This window comes from Intestinirhabdus alba (genome assembly GCF_009711095.1).
Classification (GTDB): Bacteria; Pseudomonadota; Gammaproteobacteria; order Enterobacterales; family Enterobacteriaceae; genus Intestinirhabdus; species Intestinirhabdus alba.
On record NZ_WMJZ01000022.1, the window covers coordinates 1 to 17,200 of the forward strand.

General features: G+C 61.6%; 17 protein-coding genes. 7 read left to right on the forward strand and 10 right to left on the reverse strand.

Annotation, left to right across the window (positions count from 1 at the left end; genetic code table 11):
- Window positions 1–54: 54 nt before the first annotated feature.
- On the reverse strand, window positions 55–261 hold the full coding sequence (locus GJV78_RS15490; RefSeq protein WP_209439258.1) for a hypothetical protein: 207 nt from the start codon (window positions 259–261) through the stop codon (window positions 55–57).
- On the reverse strand, window positions 249–797 hold the full coding sequence (locus GJV78_RS15495) for a DUF3304 domain-containing protein (protein ID WP_230979165.1): 549 nt from the start codon (window positions 795–797) through the stop codon (window positions 249–251). The genes GJV78_RS15490 and GJV78_RS15495 overlap by 13 nt, the downstream gene beginning before the upstream one ends.
- 315 nt (window positions 798–1,112) lie before the next feature.
- On the opposite strand from GJV78_RS15495, the gene GJV78_RS15500 reads away from it, so the two are divergent.
- Complete coding sequence (locus GJV78_RS15500) at window positions 1,113–1,328, forward strand: hypothetical protein (RefSeq protein WP_155109170.1); 216 nt, start codon at window positions 1,113–1,115, stop codon at window positions 1,326–1,328.
- Window positions 1,329–1,423: 95 nt separating this feature from the next.
- On the opposite strand, the gene GJV78_RS15505 is transcribed toward GJV78_RS15500, so the two are convergent.
- Window positions 1,424–2,656: an MFS transporter gene (locus GJV78_RS15505; protein ID WP_155109171.1), complete on the reverse strand. Its 1,233-nt coding sequence runs from the start codon at window positions 2,654–2,656 to the stop codon at window positions 1,424–1,426.
- 353 nt (window positions 2,657–3,009) lie between these two features.
- On the opposite strand from GJV78_RS15505, the gene ybjG reads away from it, so the two are divergent.
- Window positions 3,010–3,618 carry an undecaprenyl-diphosphate phosphatase gene (gene ybjG / locus GJV78_RS15510; RefSeq protein WP_155109172.1) on the forward strand — a complete coding sequence of 203 codons (609 nt, stop codon included), beginning with the start codon at window positions 3,010–3,012 and terminating at the stop codon, window positions 3,616–3,618.
- A 62-nt stretch (window positions 3,619–3,680) separates the two neighbouring features.
- Window positions 3,681–4,463 (forward strand): DNA-binding transcriptional repressor DeoR, encoded by a 783-nt coding sequence (gene deoR / locus GJV78_RS15515; RefSeq protein WP_155109173.1) that lies wholly within the window; start codon window positions 3,681–3,683, stop codon window positions 4,461–4,463.
- Window positions 4,464–4,527: 64 nt separating this feature from the next.
- Here the strand turns inward: deoR and dacC are convergent, their stop codons facing one another.
- Window positions 4,528–5,730, reverse strand: coding sequence for a serine-type D-Ala-D-Ala carboxypeptidase (dacC, locus tag GJV78_RS15520; protein WP_155109174.1), 1,203 nt, complete (start codon window positions 5,728–5,730; stop codon window positions 4,528–4,530).
- Between the two features lie 235 nt (window positions 5,731–5,965).
- Between dacC and GJV78_RS15525 the strand changes: the two genes are divergently transcribed.
- Complete coding sequence (locus GJV78_RS15525) at window positions 5,966–6,592, forward strand: glutathione S-transferase family protein (RefSeq protein ID WP_155109175.1); 627 nt, start codon at window positions 5,966–5,968, stop codon at window positions 6,590–6,592.
- A gap of 144 nt (window positions 6,593–6,736) precedes the next feature.
- On the opposite strand, the gene bssR is transcribed toward GJV78_RS15525, so the two are convergent.
- Window positions 6,737–7,120: a biofilm formation regulator BssR gene (gene bssR, locus GJV78_RS15530; protein WP_155109176.1), complete on the reverse strand. Its 384-nt coding sequence runs from the start codon at window positions 7,118–7,120 to the stop codon at window positions 6,737–6,739.
- Window positions 7,121–7,324: 204 nt separating this feature from the next.
- Here bssR and rimO point away from each other — a divergent pair, with 204 nt between their 5' ends.
- Complete coding sequence (rimO, locus tag GJV78_RS15535; RefSeq protein ID WP_155109177.1) at window positions 7,325–8,650, forward strand: 30S ribosomal protein S12 methylthiotransferase RimO; 1,326 nt, start codon at window positions 7,325–7,327, stop codon at window positions 8,648–8,650.
- 36 nt (window positions 8,651–8,686) lie between these two features.
- Here the strand turns inward: rimO and gsiD are convergent, their stop codons facing one another.
- Genes gsiD through iaaA form a run of 5 tightly spaced genes read right to left on the reverse strand, consistent with a single transcriptional unit; the run spans window position 8,687 to window position 14,953 of the window.
- Complete coding sequence (gene gsiD, locus GJV78_RS15540; RefSeq protein ID WP_155109178.1) at window positions 8,687–9,598, reverse strand: glutathione ABC transporter permease GsiD; 912 nt, start codon at window positions 9,596–9,598, stop codon at window positions 8,687–8,689.
- A gap of 2 nt (window positions 9,599–9,600) precedes the next feature.
- The gene (gsiC, locus tag GJV78_RS15545; RefSeq protein WP_155109179.1) at window positions 9,601–10,521 is read right to left on the reverse strand and encodes a glutathione ABC transporter permease GsiC; all 921 of its coding nucleotides are present in this window, start codon (window positions 10,519–10,521) and stop codon (window positions 9,601–9,603) included.
- A gap of 50 nt (window positions 10,522–10,571) precedes the next feature.
- Window positions 10,572–12,110 (reverse strand): glutathione ABC transporter substrate-binding protein GsiB, encoded by a 1,539-nt coding sequence (gsiB, locus tag GJV78_RS15550; protein WP_155109180.1) that lies wholly within the window; start codon window positions 12,108–12,110, stop codon window positions 10,572–10,574.
- A 22-nt stretch (window positions 12,111–12,132) separates the two neighbouring features.
- Window positions 12,133–14,001, reverse strand: coding sequence for a glutathione ABC transporter ATP-binding protein GsiA (gene gsiA / locus GJV78_RS15555; protein ID WP_230979166.1), 1,869 nt, complete (start codon window positions 13,999–14,001; stop codon window positions 12,133–12,135).
- On the reverse strand, window positions 13,985–14,953 hold the full coding sequence (iaaA, locus tag GJV78_RS15560; RefSeq protein ID WP_155109182.1) for a beta-aspartyl-peptidase: 969 nt from the start codon (window positions 14,951–14,953) through the stop codon (window positions 13,985–13,987). Before iaaA ends, gsiA begins: the two co-directional genes overlap by 17 nt.
- Window positions 14,954–15,205: 252 nt before the next feature.
- Here iaaA and moeA point away from each other — a divergent pair, with 252 nt between their 5' ends.
- Window positions 15,206–16,441 (forward strand): molybdopterin molybdotransferase MoeA, encoded by a 1,236-nt coding sequence (moeA, locus tag GJV78_RS15565; protein ID WP_155109183.1) that lies wholly within the window; start codon window positions 15,206–15,208, stop codon window positions 16,439–16,441.
- Window positions 16,441–17,190: a molybdopterin-synthase adenylyltransferase MoeB gene (moeB, locus tag GJV78_RS15570; protein WP_155109184.1), complete on the forward strand. Its 750-nt coding sequence runs from the start codon at window positions 16,441–16,443 to the stop codon at window positions 17,188–17,190. Before moeA ends, moeB begins: the two co-directional genes overlap by 1 nt.
- Window positions 17,191–17,200: the final 10 nt, after the last annotated feature.

Sequence of the window (17,200 nt, forward strand, 5' to 3'; positions counted from 1 at the left end):
GAAATATTGCCGGAACCGGGCCGGGGGAACGCCCGTTCATTGTTGTTGGTGCCGTCAAAAAAACAGGCTGATATGCAGGCTTTTGCAGCAGGGCGTCACGTTGCTGAGACCGTTCTGCGCGTTCAGCGCCAGCTTGTGCTCCTTTTCCTCGCGATACTGGAGATCCACGTTGGCCTGCACCTGGTCCGCCGTATCGGGTAAACGACCCATCGCGGGGAAACAGGGGGGTGCCCACAGCGGGCTGGCATTTATTCCGGACATACGGCTGGCTCCTCCATTCTACGCGGCTCTTTTACCGGATGCTCCGGCCTGTTCGATCCCCAGCATGACGCAGTAACCTTAATCTGGTTACAGGGCAGAAAGTGCACCGTTAGCCCGCATTTCTCATTGCCATAGTCGGGTATATCGACGGTGGTCCGATGTTTCACCAGGCCATCCGTGTAGTTTTTTTCCCAGGCCTTATATTTCTCTCTGTCCACATAGCCGGGGAACTTCACAAGGCCAGCATGGGTGTTGACCACCCACTCCACGTCGGCCTTCAGACCGGGCCGCCACTTCTCCGGCAGGGAGATACAGCAGGCCCCCCCCCCTTCGCCAAACGCCCCGATATTCGGCCCCGGGCTGCCGTTGACGCTGAAACGAGGAATTGGATAGCGCGTATGGTTTACGCCGCGCAGGTCCCCGCCGCTCCAGCTTTCCGGAACCGGGGCGGCCGGCAGGTCACAGCCGGACAGCAGCGCGGTGAACAATAAAAGCGCCGGAGGGCTGCTCTTCAGATAACGCATCATTAAATTCATTCTCTCTCCTTATTCTTTTGACTGGAAATATTCCTCATTCAAATTCTTGTAACGGTTATTCTCAACCGGATTACTCCGTGGGCTGTTTTATTATTACGTTTTTAACACGGGGTAATCCGACAAGAGTGATGCTATACCCTAAATAATTCGAGTTGCAGGAAGGCAGCGACGCAGAGAATCCCCGGGAGCTTACTGCAGTAAGTGACCGGGGTGAACGAGGACAAATCAGTTTAGCTGATTTGAACGCCGCTGGCGGCGGCCCTTTAGGGTGAGGCCCCCGGGCCGAATAAAGCCAACGCACATGCAACTTGAAGTATGACGGGTATATCCGCTGTCAATATCCAGCGGTATTATATCATACCGCCGGGAAATATTGCCGGAACCGGGCCGGGGGAACGCCCGTTCATTATTATTGGTGCCATCAAAGAACAGGCTGATATGCAGGCTCTTGCAGCAGGGCGTCACGTTGCTGAGGCCGTTCTGCGCGTTCAGCGCCAGCCTGTACGCTTATTTCAATTTAATTATCGATAATAAAGATAAGTGCTCTGACCGCAGGCAACGCCCGGAACTGCGCAAAGCGTCACCATTAATGCGCGGCCATCCCGGCAGGCCCTGCCTGCCGGTTCTTATCCTTCCTGCGAATTGCCCACCCGCTTATCCTTCAGGAAAATTATCATCAGGAGCAGCCACAGGATGCCGCTCGCCAGGTTGAACAGGCTGAACAGCGCGTTGCCGCCCAGTAGCCAGGCGTGCTTGCTAAGCTCAATGCCGACGGTAAAAATCAGCATCTGCAGCATCCCCATCGCCGCCGACACCGTTCCTTTACTCATATCGCTGGCAAACAGGGTCAGACGCACCAGCCCGGCATTGGCCAGGCCGATACCGAAGGCGTAGACGCTCAGGCCCGCCGTCATCCACAGCCAGGCGTGGGAAGAGACCACCGTTGCCACCACCGCGATAAGCAGCCCGGCGACGATGGGCCAGCCGCCGCCGATAATCAGCGAGCGCACCGTACGCCGCGCGGTCAGACGCGCCAGCACCAGGTTGCCCGCGATCAGCGCGCCAAAAATCGGCACCTGCAGCAGGCCGTACTCATAGCTGCTGAGGTGCTCACCGCTGATAATAACGATCGGCGACTGGGCAATCCACGCCAGCAGCGGCAGGCTGACAAACCCCAGCGCCAGCGCCCCGGCCATAAAGCGGCCGTTTTTCAGCACCAGCCGATAATCGCGCCCCAGCTCCCCCAGCGACAGCTTTTCGCCGATGCGCGTGGCGGTCTCCGGCATGGCGCGATGCAGGCCGAACAGGGCGATCGTCGCCAGCACGGCAAACAGGATGAACATCCCCTCCCACGGCAGAACGTGCACCCAGGCTGCGCCCACCAGCGGCCCCAGCAGCGGCGCGATCAGCGCCACGTTGGCCATGAGCGCGGTGATTTTGATACATACCGCCTCGGCAAAGGACTCCTGAATGGCGGCATAGCCCACCGCGCCGATAAAGCAAAGGCCAATCCCCTGCAAAAAGCGCAGCAGAGTAAACTGCTCGATGTTTTGCGCCAGCAGCGTGGCAAGGCAGGCGACGATAAACCACGCCGCCCCCGCCAGCATCACCGGCCGGCGGCCGATGCGATCCGACAGCGGCCCCAGCAGCCACTGCAGAAACATGCCGCCGGCCAGATAGGCGGTCATAGAGGTCGGCACCCAGTCGATTCCCGCCTGATACTGTTCCACCACCGCCAGCATGCCGGGTTGGATCATATCGTTGCCGATATAGGTTGAGAATTCGTAGAGCACCAGACAGAGAGGAAAAAGTAGCGCCTGGCGGCCAGACCGGGCGCGGGTTTTAAAACGGTTGTACATGCGGACTCTTCACCAGTAAAAATCGGGCAAAGTGTAATGAAACCGCCGCAGCGGCGACAGCGAATTATGGCGGCGACCGGCCAATTGCGCACATTTTTACAGGAACGGCGAAAAAATCCGCAAAGGCGTTAACCGCCCGGCCCGTACTCAAAACGGTAAATATCATGCCCCTGATGCAGCAGATTTTAAGGTTCATTTAACCTGACGACGGTATGATAGGCGCGCAGCGGCGGATTCGGGAAAAAGGGTCCGCCAGACAAGGAAATGAGATAAAACTGGTTTACCACCGATGAGCAGGCTTTTATCCTGCGCTTTGCCGCGGTCACTGATTAAACATATTGAGTCTGGACGCTATGCTGGAAAATTTGAACTACTCGCTGTTCTCTTTAATTAACGCCACGCCAGATTCGGCGTCGTGGATGATTACCCTGGCGACCTTCATCGCCAAAGATCTGATTAATATCGTGCCGCTGCTGGCGGTGGCGCTCTGGCTGTGGGGGCCGCGCGGGCAGGTCAGCGCCCAGCGCCAGCTGGTCATTAAGATAGCCATTGCGCTGGTCGTCAGCCTGGGCGTCTCCTGGCTGATGGGTAACCTGTTCCCCCACGATCGCCCTTTCGCCAGCCACATCGGCTATAACTTCCTGCACCACGCCGCCGACGACTCTTTCCCGAGCGATCACGGCACGGTGATTTTCACCTTCGCGCTGGCCTTTCTGTGTTGGCATCGCCTCTGGTCCGGCACGCTGCTGATGGTGCTGGCAACGGCCATCGCCTGGTCCCGGGTCTATCTTGGCGTCCACTGGCCGCTGGACATGCTTGGCGGACTGCTGGCGGGTGCCATCGGCTGCCTGAGCGCCCTGATGATCTGGCAGAAATTTGGCGCGGCTCTCTATCGCAGCCTGCAGCAGGGCTATCGCTTCTGCTTTGCCCTGCCTATCCGCAAGGGCTGGGTGCGTGACTAACTCAGGGGAAAAAGAGTAATATTAAGCGCCGCACAGAGCGCTTTTGCCCCCCCAGAGGAACTATGGAAACACGTCGTGACGAGCGTATCAACCAGCTACTGCAGGCGCTAAAACGCAGCGATAAGCTACATCTTAAGGAAGCCGCAGCCCTGCTTGGGGTTTCGGAGATGACCATTCGTCGCGACCTGAACAGCAACAGCGCGCCGGTGGTGCTGCTCGGCGGCTATATCGTGCTGGAGCCTCGCAGCGTTAACCACTACCTGCTGAGCGACCAGAAGTCGCGTCTGGTGGACGAAAAGCGCCGCGCCGCCCGGCTGGCGGCGGAGATGGTGCAGCCGCATCAGACGCTTTTTTTTGACTGCGGCACCACCACACCGTGGATCATCGATGCCATCGATAACGACCTGCCCTTTACCGCCGTCTGCTATTCGCTGAATACCTTTCTGGCGCTTCAGGACAAGCCGCTGTGCCGCGCCATCCTCTGCGGCGGCGAGTTCCACGCCAGCAACGCCATCTTCACGCCGCTCGACCCGCAGGATGCCCTCAACCCTATCTGCCCGGACATCGCCTTCTACTCCGCAGCCGGGGTGAACATCAGCAAAGGGGCGACCTGTTTTAATCTTGAGGAGCTGCCGGTCAAGCGCTGGGCGATGTCGATGGCGCAGTACCACGTGCTGGTGGTCGACCACAGCAAGTTTGGCAAGGTGCGCCCGGCGCGGATGGGGGAGCTGAAGCGCTTTGATGCGATCGTCAGCGACGCCTGCCCTGATGACGCCTTTATTGACTACGCCCGCGCCCGGGACATTAAGCTGGTCTATCCGACGGAAACCCTTAGCCGTTCATAAGGCCCCGCCGCCGGCGATGCCGAAGTCGCGGCCTGATCGGCGGCCCGCCGTCTCAGGCTGCGGGTTAAGCGAACCAGCCGCCGAACCACTGATGGAACTTCATCAGCACAAAGTCCCGGATCCGCCCAAAGAAGCCACCCTCTTTAACCTCTTCCATCACCATCAGGGGACGCTGCTCAACGACCTTGCCGTTCAGCTGGAAGTCGATGGTGCCGACCACCTGGCCCTTTTTCAGCGGTGCGGTAAGCTGCGGCTCGCTCAGGGTAAAGCTGGCCTTCAGGTTCTTCAGCTGGCCGCGCGGAAGGGTGATGGAACCGCCCTCGCCCGCCCCCAGGCCGACCTCGCTTTTATCGCCGAACCAGACGCGCTGAGAGACGAAGGTGGCGTCCGGCTTAATGGGGGTGACGGTTTCAAAAAAGCGGAAGCCCCAGGTCAGCAGCTTTTGCGATTCGTTAAAGCGGATGCGGTCGGTTTTCGCACCCAGCACCACCGAAATCAGCCGCATGTCGCCCTGAGTGGCGGAGGCCACCAGGTTATAGCCGGCCCCGGCGGTGGTGCCGGTCTTCATGCCGTCGACGTTAAGGCTGGTGCTCCACAGCAGGCGGTTGCGGTTGGGCTGGCGAATACGATTAAAGGTGAACTCTTTCTCTTTATGTATGGCGTACTCTTCCGGCACGTCGTGGATCAGCGCCTTGCCGAGCAGCGCCATATCGCGGGCGGTGCTGAACTGCCCCTCCGCGTCCAGGCCGTGAACCGTCCGGAAGGTGGTGTTGGTCAGCCCCAGCCTTTTCGCATAGCCGTTCATCAGATCGATAAACGACTCCTGGCTGCCGGCCACGTGGTCGGCCAGGGCGATACAGGCATCGTTGCCCGATTGAATAATCACCCCCTTGTTCAGATCGGCCACCGAAACCCGATCGCCGGGCTTCAGGAACATCACCGACGATCCGCGCAGCGCCGGGTTGCCCGTCGCCCAGGCATCTTTGCCTATGGTGACCATATCGGTCAGCTTGATTTTATCGGCCTTCAGCGCCTGGCCCACCACGTAGCTGGTCATTATTTTCGTCAGGCTGGCGGGGTCCAGCTTCTCATCGGCGTTGCCTTCGGCCAGCACCTTGCCGCTGGAATAGTCCATTAAGATCCACGCCCTGGCGTCAACGCCCGGCGCGGCAATATTCTGCTCCGCCGCCTGGGTCAGCGGCACAACCAGCAGCAGGAGCGCTGCGCCCGCGGCAAAACGATGAAGGGAAGAAGTATATTGCGTCATAAATACCACCCGAATATCCATTCCAGAAAACACGCCGTGTCAGCGTGCAAAGTTGCGCTGAGTAATAACCCACTCGCAGGCTTAAAGAAACCGCAAGTTGGTAAAGTTTTTAAAGTTTATCCAGGAATTTGCCCCCATGCCGGGCGGGCGATCGTTTTTTTAGCGACTGTTGCTAAAACGTTAATTTTATTCCACTCTACTGTGGCGTACGCGACCAACTACTGGAGGGTAAACGATGATTACACTGTGGGGCCGCAATAACTCAACCAACGTGAAGAAAGTGCTATGGACGCTTGAGGAGCTGGATCTACCCTGTCAGCACATCCCGGCGGGCGGCCGGTTCGGCCTGAACCACGACGCCGACTATCTGGCAATGAATCCCAACGGGCTGGTGCCGCTGCTTCGCGACGACGAGCGCGATCTGCTGCTGTGGGAATCCAATACCATTGTACGCTACCTGGCCGCCCAGTACGGTCAGGGCCGTCTGTGGATCGATGCCCCCGCCCGGCGCGCGGAAGGAGAAAAGTGGATGGACTGGGCTAACCAGACGCTCGCCCCGGCGCACGGCGTCATCGTGCTGAATCTGGTCAGAACTCCGCCGGAAAAGCGCGATCGGGAGGCGATCGACGATGCCGTCAGGCGCTGTGATGCGCTGCTCGCCATACCTGACGAGGCGCTGGCGAAACGGCGCTGGCTGTCCGGCGACGACTTCGGCCCCGGCGATATCGCCGTCGCCCCCTTTGTCTATAACCTGCTTAACGTTGGCCTGTCCTGGACCCCGCGCCCTCACCTGGCGCGCTGGTATCAGCAGCTCAGCGAGCGCCCGGCGTTCCGCAAGGTGGTGATGATCCCGGTCAGTTGAGGGTGCCCGGAGCAAAAACTGGAGAAAACGATCGCGGCGATAAGCGAAAAAGCCGCCCGCGTTGCGTATCCCTATAATCAGCGTAATGCATAGCCTGCAGGGTCGAAGCGGCCCCAATCGACCGAGAGGCCGCTTCCCCCACGTTTAAGCCCGTTCCAGCCCGGCGTTCGCCCGCAGGCTGTCGATACTCAGGGTTAAGGACGTCAGGCAATATTCCAGCTTCTCGGCGTTGACGGCGATAAACGTCGGGCAGTCATGGTGCCCGCTCATCAGGCAGACAGCGGCGGCGGCCAGCGCCTCTCCGGCGCGGTGCAGCGCATCCCACTCTTCCTTATCAAGATGCAGGTTGGCGCGTAGCGCGCGATCGCGCAGCGTCCGGTTCAGTGCAAAAAAGTCTTCGCGCAGGCGATCGCTTTCGCTGACTGACATATATCCTTTCGCCTTCCTTAGCTGCAGATAGGCAGCGAGGTCGAGCCTGGCGTCGATCAGCTGATTCAGCAGATCGCTTCTCAGTCTGTCAACGAACATTCTGGGTTCCTCCTCTCTCTGTAGCGGTGTAACTTAGCGGTCCGCCCGCGGTTGCCGTAAAGGCGGAGGGGCGCGCCGGGCCTGGTCTGAGTATAAGCCAGTATCGCCATATGCGCCGGGAGGGGAGATTGCGATACACCTTTCATGCGGAACTCTGTAAAATCCCTGCCCTGACCACTCCTATAACTGAACATTTTTTACGCTATGAGCAATGTAACCCAACCGCCGAAAATCGGCTTTGTCAGCCTGGGCTGCCCGAAAAACCTCGTCGACTCGGAGCGCATCCTTACCGAACTGCGTATCGAGGGCTATGAAGTGGTGCCGAGCTATGACAATGCCGATATGGTGATCGTCAATACCTGCGGCTTTATCGACAGCGCGGTGCAGGAGTCACTGGAGGCCATCGGCGAAGCGCTGAACGAAAACGGCAAGGTGCTGGTCACCGGCTGCCTCGGGGCGAATGAAGATCAGATCCGCGAAGTCCACCCGAAGGTGCTGGAAATTACCGGGCCGCATAGCTATGAGCAGGTTCTGCAGCACGTTCACCGCTATGTTCCTAAACCGAAGCACAACCCCTTTCTCAGCCTGGTGCCGGAGCAGGGCGTCAAGCTGACCCCGCGCCACTACGCCTACTTAAAAATTTCCGAAGGCTGCAACCATCGCTGCACCTTCTGCATCATTCCGTCCATGCGCGGCGATTTGATCAGCCGCCCCATCGGCGAGGTGCTGAGCGAAGCCAGACGCCTGGCGGACGCCGGCGTGAAAGAGATCCTCGTGATCTCTCAGGACACCTCGGCCTACGGCGCGGACGTCAAACACCGCACCGGCTTCCACAACGGCGAGCCGGTCAAAACCAGCATGGTCAGCCTGTGCGAACAGCTGGCAAAGCTCGGCATCTGGACCCGCCTGCACTACGTTTATCCTTATCCGCACGTGGATGACGTCATCCCGCTGATGGCGGAAGGTAAAATTCTGCCCTATCTGGATATTCCGCTGCAGCACGCCAGCCCGCGCATTCTTAAGCTGATGAAGCGCCCCGGCTCCGTCGATCGCCAGCTGGCGCGCATTAAGCAGTGGCGGGAAATCTGCCCGGATCTGACCCTGCGCTCCACCTTTATCGTCGGCTTCCCCGGCGAGACGGAGGAGGATTTCCAGATGCTGCTCGACTTTCTGCAGGAGGCGCAGCTGGATCGCGTCGGCTGCTTCAAGTACAGCCCGGTGGAGGGCGCGGCGGCCAACGCGCTGGCGGATCGGGTGCCGGAAGCGGTGAAAGAAGAGCGCTGGAACCGCTTCATGCAGCTGCAGCAGCAGATCTCCGCCGAACGCCTGCGGCAGAAGATAGGCCGGGAAATCCTGGTGATTATCGATGAAGTGGACGAGGAGGGCGCTATTGGCCGCAGCATGGCCGACGCCCCGGAGATCGACGGCGCGGTTTACCTGAACGGCGAAACCGGCGTTAAGCCTGGCGATATTATTCGCGTCAAGGTAGAGAACGCCGACGAATACGACCTGTGGGGAACGCGGGTGTAAGCTCTCCTCTGGCCCGACGAACGACGTCGGGCCGGTTTATCCCTTAATCTTCGGGTCCAGCGCGTCGCGCAGCCCGTCCCCCAGCAGGTTAAACGCCAGCACCGTCAGAAAAATCGCCAGCGCCGGAAACAGCGCCACGTGCGGGGCCATCACCATATCCGCCCGCGCTTCGTTAAGCATCGCCCCCCACTCAGGGGTCGGCGGCTGCGCCCCCAGCCCCAGAAAAGAGAGGCTGGCCGCCGAGATAATCGAGGTGCCGATACGCATGGTGAAAAAGACCACGATCGAAGAGATGGTTCCCGGCAGGATGTGACGAAAAATAAGGGTCGCGTCGCTGGCACCGATGCTGCGCGCCGACTCAATAAATGTCTGCTGCTTCAGCACCAGGGTGTTGCCGCGCACCAGGCGGGCAAAGGCCGGGATGGTGAAGATCGCCACGGCGACGATGACGTTGGCGATCCCGCTGCCCAGCACCGCCACCACCGCGATCGCCAGTAAAATTCCCGGAAAGGCGAACAGCACGTCGCAGAGGCGCATAATCAGCCGATCCCACCAGCCCTCATAGTAGCCCGCCAGCAGCCCCAGCACCGTGCCGATGGCGGTGCCGATCAGCACCGCCAGCACCCCCGCCGCCAGCGAGATCTGCGCCCCCACCAACACCCGGCTGAAAATATCCCGCCCCAGCGAATCCACGCCAAACCAGTGCACCATCGACGGACCGTCGTTAAGCCGGTCGTAATCAAAGTAGTTTTCAGCGTCAAACGGCGTTAGCCAGCGGGCGAAGATCGCCACCAGGATCAGCGCCAGCACAAAGAGCGCGGCGATCGCCGCCGCCCGCTGACGGCGAAAGCGCCGCCAGAACTCGCGCCACGGGGTGCGCACCCGGTCGGGAGCCATCTGCGGCATTGCCTTGAGCATCGCCTGACGACGCCAGTTAACTAATCGCATCCTTACCTGTACCTGATTGCCGGGTTGATGGCGGCATAGAGCACGTCCACCAGCAGATTAATAAGAATAAACTCCAGCGAAAAGAGCAGCACCTCGGCCTGAATCACCGGATAGTCGCGCAGCTCGACGGAATCCACCAGCAGCCGCCCAAGGCCGGGCCAGTTAAACACCTTCTCGACGACGATGGATCCGCCAAGCAGAAAGCCGAACTGCAGCCCCATCATGGTGACCACCGGGATCATCGCGTTGCGCAGGCCGTGCCTGAGCACCACCCGGGTTTCGCTGACCCCTTTAGCCCTGGCGGTGCGCATGTAGTCCTCCCCCAGCACGTCAACAAACGAGGCGCGGGTGAAGCGCGCCATTACCGCCGCCACGGCGGCACCGAGAGTGAGCGACGGCAGAATATAGTGCCGCCAGCCGTCGGCTCCGACGGTGGGCAGCCAGCCGAGATTTACTGAGAAAATCTGCATCAGTAGCATTCCCAGGGCAAAGGCCGGAAAGGAGATTCCGGTCACCGCCAGGGTCATGCCCAGCCGGTCCGGCCAGCGGTTGCGCCAGACGGCGGCCACAATGCCAACGCCCATGCCGAACAGCACCGCCCACGCCATGCTGGCGAGGGTCAGCCACAGGGTCGGCATAAAGCGGCTGGCGATCTCGTCCGCCACCGGACGCCGGGACGCCATCGAAATGCCGAAATCGCCCCGCAGGGCGTTGCTCAGATAGTGCCAGAACTGCTGGTGCAGCGGCTGGTCAAGGCCCAGCTGCTGGCGCACCAGCGCGATAACCCCGGCGTCCGCCTCCGGGCCGGCGATCAGACGCGCCGGATCGCCGGGCAGCAGGTGGACGAACAGAAACACCAGCACCGCCACGATCAGCAGGGTCGGAATCAGCCCCAGCAGACGCTTGAGAACATAGTTAAGCATCAGGCTCCCTCTGTGCGCCGCCGACCGGAGGCAGCCGGTCGCCCCCCGGCTTATTGCAGATCCGCATCGTCAAAGCTAAAGCCGGTGTCCGGCATGATCCAGAATCCGCTCAGCTTCTTGCTGTGCGCCGACACCAGCTTTTCCACCACCAGCGGGATCCACGGTGACGCTTTCCAGATGATGTCCTGCGCCTCTTTATACAGCCGCGCTTTTTCCGCCGGGTCGCTGGTCTTCAGCGCGGCGGCTAAATCTTCGTCCACCTGCTTGTTGCTGTAGAAAGCGGTGTTAAACAGGGTCGGCGGCCAGCTCTGCGAGGCGAACAGCGGCGACAGCGCCCAGTCCGCTTCGCCGGTCGAGGCGGACCAGCCGGTATAGAACATCCTGACGCCGCTCTCCTTCTGCCCCTTGCCTTCCACCTGCGAAGCGCGCTGGCCGGCGTCCATCGCCATCACCTGTGCCTTGACACCGACCTGCGCCAGCTGCTGCTGGGTAAACTGCAGCACCTTCTGCGCGGTACTGTGGTTATGCGATGACCACAGGGTGGTGCTGAAGCCGTTGGGATAGCCCGCCTCCTTCAGCAGGGCGCGGGCCTTCGCCGGATCGTAGGGCCAGGGCGCGTAGCTCTGGGCCGAGGCGATAGCCGGCGGCACCACCCCCGTGGCCGGCGTCGCGTAGCCGGCAAAGGCCACCTTCACCAGCGCCTGGCGGTTGATGGCGTAGTTCAGCGCCTCGCGCACCTTCGGATTATCAAACGGCTTTTGGGTCACGTTCATGCTGATATAGCGCTGCATGATGGAGGGGCTGGCGACCAGCTGCAGATTGTCGTTTTTCTCCAGCAGCGCCGCCTGCTCATAGGGGATGGGAAAGGCAAACTGCGCTTCGCCGGTTTGCAGCATCGCCGCCCGGGTATTGTTGTCGGTGACCGGACGCCAGGTGATGCTATCCAGCTTCGGCAGCCCCGGCTGCCAGTAGCCGGCAAACTTTTTCACCTTCACAAAGTCGGTCTGGTTCCAGGTCTCCAGCACGTACGGCCCCGTTCCCACCGGATGAAAGCCGATCTCTTTGCCATATTTTTTCAGCGCTTCGGGCGAAATCATCGCCGTGGCCGGATGGGCCAGAACGTTAATAAACGCTGAAAAGGGCTGTTTGAGAACGATTTTGACCGTGGCGGCGTCCACCACCTCGGTTTGCGCAATATTTCTGTAGAGGTTGTAGCGCTTGAGGTGGTTATCCGGATTGCTGGCGCGATCGAGATTCGCCTTCACCGCCGCCGCGTTAAAATCGCTGCCGTCCTGAAACTTCACCCCCTGACGTAGCTTCAGCGTGTACGTCAGCCCGTCGTCGGAGACGCTGTAGCTCTCCGCCAGCACGTTTTTCAGCTTCATGTCCTTATCCAGGCCAAACAGCCCCTGATAAAACGACCTGGCCACCGCCTGGGACAGCGTATCGTTGGCGTCATAGGGATCGAGCGTCGTGAAGTTCGATCCCACCGCGACCACCACGTCTTTGGCCGCCAGCGCCGAAAAGGCCGCCAGCACCGGAACCATGCCCAGTGCCAGCAGCCAGCGACGGGCTACACGTCTTGTCATGTTATTCTCCTGATCCTGTCTGTTAGTGTTGCGCAAGCGCGTTTTCCGCCAGCGGACGCGCGACGTAATGGTCCGGCCCAACCCGCTGCAGGGAAACGGGCGTTTGCTCTTCGCCACGTTGATAAATATTACCGGGCAGCTCCTCCGTCAGCAGAACCTGCTGCGGGCGCTGGCGGCCCGGATCGGCCACCGGCACCGCCGCCAGCAGCTTGCGGGTATAGGGATGCTGCGGATGCTCAAACACCGCCTGCCGGGAACCCATTTCAACGATCTGCCCACGATACATCACCGCCACGCGATGGCTGATGCGCTCCACCACCGCCATATCATGAGAAATAAACAGATACGCGATGCCCCGCTCCCGCTGCAGATCGAGCAGCAGGTTAATAATCTGCCCGCGAATCGACACGTCCAGCGCCGACACCGACTCGTCGGCGATAATGACTTTCGGATTCAGCGCCAGCGCACGGGCGATGCAGATCCGCTGCCGCTGGCCGCCGGAAAACTCGTGCGGATAGCGCCAGGCGTGCTCCGGCCTGAGACCGACGCGCTTCAGCAGCCCGGCCACCCGCGCCGCCCCATCGCCCTGCACCAGGCCGTGCACGCGCAGCGGCTCTATAATCGAGTCGCCCACCGTCTGACGCGGGTCGAGGGAGGCGAAAGGATCCTGAAAAATAAACTGGATATCGCGGCGCAGCGGCTGAAGCTTTCCGGCGGGAAGCCCGTCAATGCGCTGGCCGTTAAAGGTAATTTCGCCCGCCTGCGAGGCTACCAGCCGCAGCAGCGCGCGGCCGGTGGTCGATTTGCCGCAGCCGGACTCCCCCACCAGCGACAGAGTCTCGCCGGGGCGCAGATCGAAGCTGACCTTTTCCACCGCGTGAACTTCGCGGGTGACGCGGTTAAGCAGTCCGCTGCGCAGCGGAAAGCGCACCACCAGGTCGCGCACCCGCAGGATCGGCTCGCCGTCCACCACCGTATTCGGTTCGCTCTGCGGCCCAGGGCCATGCGGATCGCCGGGGACAAACAGCGGGAAACGACGCGGCAGGGGAAGGCCCTTCATCGCGCCAGGCTGCGGCACCGCGGCCAGCAGCGCTTTGGTGTAGGCGTGCTGCGGGGCGTGAAATATCTGCATAACGCTGCCGCTCTCCACCGCTTCGCCCTGGTACATCACCAGCACGCGATCGGCGATATTTGCCACCACGCCCATATCGTGGGTGATAAAAATCACCCCCATCGCCATCTCCTGCTGCAGCTCCCCGATCAGCTGCAGGATCTGCGCCTGGACGGTCACATCCAGCGCGGTGGTCGGCTCATCGGCGATCAGTACCACCGGGAGGCAGGAGAGCGCCATTGCAATCATTACCCGCTGGCGCATCCCACCGGAAAGCTGGTGCGGATAGCGGGACAGCACGGCCTTCGCTTCGGGGATACGCACCCGCTCAAGCATCCTCCGGGCCTCCTTCCGCGCCGCGTCGCGACCAACGCCCTGGTGAAGGCGAACGGACTCGGCGATCTGGTCGCCAACGGTGAAGACCGGGTTAAGCGAGGTCATCGGCTCCTGAAAAATCATGGCGATATCCGCCCCGCGCACGCGCCGCAGCTGCGAGGCGCTCAGCTCGCTCAGCTCCACGACCGCGCCGTCGCGTCGGCGCAGGCGCATTTCGTCGCAGCGAAGCTCGCCGCCCGCCTGCTCAATCAGACGCAGCAGCGCCAGCGCGGTCACCGACTTCCCGGAACCGGATTCACCCACGATAGCCAGCGTTTCACCGCGCTGCAGGCGAAACGACAGGTTACGCACCGCCTCCACGCGCTGCGCCTCCTGAATAAAGGTCACGTTCAGATTGCGCACCGCCAGCACCGCGTTCTGGTCAGGATTATCTCTGTGTGGCAACGCTATCCCCCTGTTCCCTGTAGATGCCGGTGGTGGGCGTGTCGCCCGCATAGCCCCAGGCGCGATACATGCCCTCGCTGTTGAACGGCAGCGCCACGTTCCCTTCGCGATCGACGGCGATTAGCCCGCCGCTGCCGCCGAGCGCCGGGAGCTTTTCCATCACCACGCGCTCGCTGGCCTCCGCCAGGCTGAGGCCGCCGTACTCCATCAGCGCGGCGATATCGTAGGCCGCCAGCGCCCGGATAAACACCTCGCCGGTGCCGGTGCAGGAGACCGCAACGCTGGCGTTATTGGCGTAGCAGCCGGCACCGACCAGCGGCGTGTCCCCCACCCGTCCCGGCAGCTTATTGGTCATGCCGCCGGTAGAGGTCGCGGCGGCCAGATTGCCGGCCAGATCCAGCGCCACCGCGCCGACGGTGCCCATTTTTTTGGCGTCGCTCAGCGGCGCACCGCCGCGATCGAGCGTTGTTTCACCCGCCGCCCGCGCCGCCAGCAGCTGCTGATAGCGCTCCGGAGTAGAGAAGATATCCGCGGAGACCCGCGCCATCCCCTGCGCAACGGCAAACGCTTCCGCCCCGGCACCGCACATCATCACGTGGGGACTTTTCTCCATCACCAGCCTGGCGGCAAGAATCGGATTGCGCAGATGGCTTACGCCGGCCACCGCGCCCGCATTCAGCGTGTTGCCGTCCATCACGCAGGCGTCCAGCTCGTGGGTTTCATCGCGGGTATAAACCGCCCCGATACCGGCATTGAATAACGGGCACTCCTCCAGCCGCCGCACCGCTTCCGTCACCGCCTCCAGCGCGCTTTCGCCCGCCTCAAGCATCTTCTGCCCGGCTTCGACAATTTCCGACAGCGCCCGGACGTAGCGTTGCTCCTGTAGCGGACTTATTCGCGCGCGGCTAACCGCCCCCGCGCCGCCGTGTATTGCAATCACTGCCTTGACCATAGTGCTATTCCTGAAACGGCGGCCCGCCATTTTTATACCCTGGCGCATCCGGAGCGCCGACGACGCCTGCGAAGTAAAGGATATATAAATATCAGAATTGCCGTGATTTATTGATTCGATTTTTGAATATAGAAAGTTGCAAACGGCATGTAAAGGCAACGACCCGCCGCCGGCGTGAGACGACATACAGTCTCCGCTGATTTTCTGACATAATAGACGGATTCGATTTTTTGCCCCTCCCAGGAGTTTTTGATGGAATTTACTGCCGGCCTCATGCCGCTTGAAACGGCGCTTGAGCAGATGCTTTCGCGTATTACCCCCCTCACCGCCGTGGAGTCGCTGCCGCTGACGCAATGCTTTGGCCGCATTCTGGCCGCCGACGTGGTTTCGCCGCTGAATGTGCCGGGATTTGATAACTCAGCGATGGACGGCTACGCGGTGCGGTTAGCGGATCTGGCCGCCGATCGTCCGCTCCCGGTGGCCGGGAAAGCCTTTGCCGGCCAGCCGTTTCAGGGCCAGTGGCCCGCGGGCACCTGCATTCGCATTATGACCGGCGCGCCGGTGCCGGACGGCTGCGACGCGGTGGTGATGCAGGAGCAGACCCTGCAGAGCGACGACGGCGTACGCTTTACCGCTGAGGCTGAAGCCGGGCAAAACATCCGCCGCTGCGGCGAGGATATTCGCCAGGGGGCGGTGGTTTTCCCCGCCGGTACGCGCCTGACCGCCGCCGAGCTGCCGGTGCTGGCCTCACTCGGCGTGGCTGAGGTTCTGGTGGTGCGCCGGGTGCGCGTGGCGCTGTTTTCCACCGGCGATGAGCTGCAGCTACCCGGCCAGCCCCTCGGCCCGGGGCAAATCTATGACACTAACCGCTTAACGGTGCATCTAATGCTGCAACAGCTCGGCTGCGAGGCGATCAATCTGGGCATTATCCGCGACGATCCCGAGGCGCTGCGGGCGGCCTTCATCGAGGCTGACAGCCTGGCCGACGTGGTCATCAGCTCCGGCGGCGTGTCGGTGGGCGAAGCGGATTACACCAAAACCATTCTCCAGGAGCTGGGCGAAATCACCTTCTGGAAGCTGGCGATCAAGCCGGGCAAGCCCTTCGCCTTCGGCAACCTTAAGAGCAGCTGGTTCTGCGGGCTGCCGGGCAATCCGGTCTCCGCGGCGCTGACCTTCTACCAACTGGTGCAGCCGATGCTGGCCAGGCTTGCCGGTAACGCCGCCAGCGGCCTGCCGCCGCGCCAGCGGGTGCGCGCCGCCTGCGACCTGAAAAAAACGCCGGGGCGTCTTGATTTCCAGCGCGGCGTGCTGCGACGCGCCGACGACGGCCTGCTGGAGGTTGTCACAACGGGGGATCAGGGTTCACATATCTTCAGCTCCTTCAGCCAGGGCAACTGCTTTATCGTGCTGGAGCGCGATCGCGGCAGCGTCAGCGCCGGAGAATGGGTGGACGTCGAGCCGTTTAACGCGCTGTTCGGAGGCCAGTGATGGCGGAACTCAGCGACCAGGAGATGCTGCGCTACAACCGGCAGATCGTGCTGCGCGGCTTTGATTTTGAAGGGCAGGAGGCGCTGAAGGCGGCGCGGGTGCTGGTGGTCGGCCTCGGCGGCCTCGGCTGCGCGGCGACCCAGTATCTGGCCAGCGCGGGCGTCGGCCAACTGACGCTGCTCGACTTTGACACGGTTTCGCTCTCCAATCTGCAGCGCCAGACGCTGCACAGCGACGCCACCGTCGGTCAGCCAAAGGTCGACTCCGCCCGGGAGGCGCTGGCGCGCATCAATCCGCATATCGCCATTACGCCGGTCAACGCCCTGCTGGACGAGGCGTCCCTCGGCGCGCTGATTGCCGAACACGATCTGGTGCTGGACTGCACCGATAACGTCGCGGTTCGTAACCAGCTTAACGCCGGATGCTTCCGGGCGAAGGTGCCGCTGGTCTCCGGTGCCGCTATCCGCATGGAGGGGCAGATCGCCGTCTTTACCTGGCAAGAGGGCGAACCCTGCTACCGCTGCCTGAGCCGCCTGTTCGGCGAAAACGCCCTCACCTGCGTGGAGGCGGGCGTTATGGCCCCGCTGATCGGCGTTATCGGTTCGCTACAGGCGATGGAGGCGATTAAGCTGCTGGCGCGCTACGGCCAGCCGGCAAGCGGCAAAATCGTGATGTACGATGCGATGACCTGTCAGTTCCGCGAGATGAAGCTGATGCGCAACCCAGGCTGCGAGGTGTGCGGAAGCTAACCCGGACGCC

What these genes read in the sequence shown, in the direction of transcription:
- iaaA (WP_155109182.1), bottom strand. Translation starts at nt 14,953, where the DNA reads ATGGTCAAGGCAGTGATTGCAATACACGGCGGCGCGGGGGCGGTTAGC.
- bssR (WP_155109176.1), bottom strand. Translation starts at nt 7,120, where the DNA reads ATGTTCGTTGACAGACTGAGAAGCGATCTGCTGAATCAGCTGATCGAC.
- moeA (WP_155109183.1), top strand. Translation starts at nt 15,206, where the DNA reads ATGGAATTTACTGCCGGCCTCATGCCGCTTGAAACGGCGCTTGAGCAG.
- GJV78_RS15490 (WP_209439258.1), bottom strand. Translation starts at nt 261, where the DNA reads ATGTCCGGAATAAATGCCAGCCCGCTGTGGGCACCCCCCTGTTTCCCC.
- gsiD (WP_155109178.1), bottom strand. Translation starts at nt 9,598, where the DNA reads ATGCGATTAGTTAACTGGCGTCGTCAGGCGATGCTCAAGGCAATGCCG.
- GJV78_RS15500 (WP_155109170.1), top strand. Translation starts at nt 1,113, where the DNA reads ATGACGGGTATATCCGCTGTCAATATCCAGCGGTATTATATCATACCG.
- deoR (WP_155109173.1), top strand. Translation starts at nt 3,681, where the DNA reads ATGGAAACACGTCGTGACGAGCGTATCAACCAGCTACTGCAGGCGCTA.
- GJV78_RS15525 (WP_155109175.1), top strand. Translation starts at nt 5,966, where the DNA reads ATGATTACACTGTGGGGCCGCAATAACTCAACCAACGTGAAGAAAGTG.
- moeB (WP_155109184.1), top strand. Translation starts at nt 16,441, where the DNA reads ATGGCGGAACTCAGCGACCAGGAGATGCTGCGCTACAACCGGCAGATC.
- ybjG (WP_155109172.1), top strand. Translation starts at nt 3,010, where the DNA reads ATGCTGGAAAATTTGAACTACTCGCTGTTCTCTTTAATTAACGCCACG.
- rimO (WP_155109177.1), top strand. Translation starts at nt 7,325, where the DNA reads ATGAGCAATGTAACCCAACCGCCGAAAATCGGCTTTGTCAGCCTGGGC.
- gsiB (WP_155109180.1), bottom strand. Translation starts at nt 12,110, where the DNA reads ATGACAAGACGTGTAGCCCGTCGCTGGCTGCTGGCACTGGGCATGGTT.
- GJV78_RS15505 (WP_155109171.1), bottom strand. Translation starts at nt 2,656, where the DNA reads ATGTACAACCGTTTTAAAACCCGCGCCCGGTCTGGCCGCCAGGCGCTA.
- gsiC (WP_155109179.1), bottom strand. Translation starts at nt 10,521, where the DNA reads ATGCTTAACTATGTTCTCAAGCGTCTGCTGGGGCTGATTCCGACCCTG.
- GJV78_RS15495 (WP_230979165.1), bottom strand. Translation starts at nt 797, where the DNA reads ATGAATTTAATGATGCGTTATCTGAAGAGCAGCCCTCCGGCGCTTTTA.
- dacC (WP_155109174.1), bottom strand. Translation starts at nt 5,730, where the DNA reads ATGACGCAATATACTTCTTCCCTTCATCGTTTTGCCGCGGGCGCAGCG.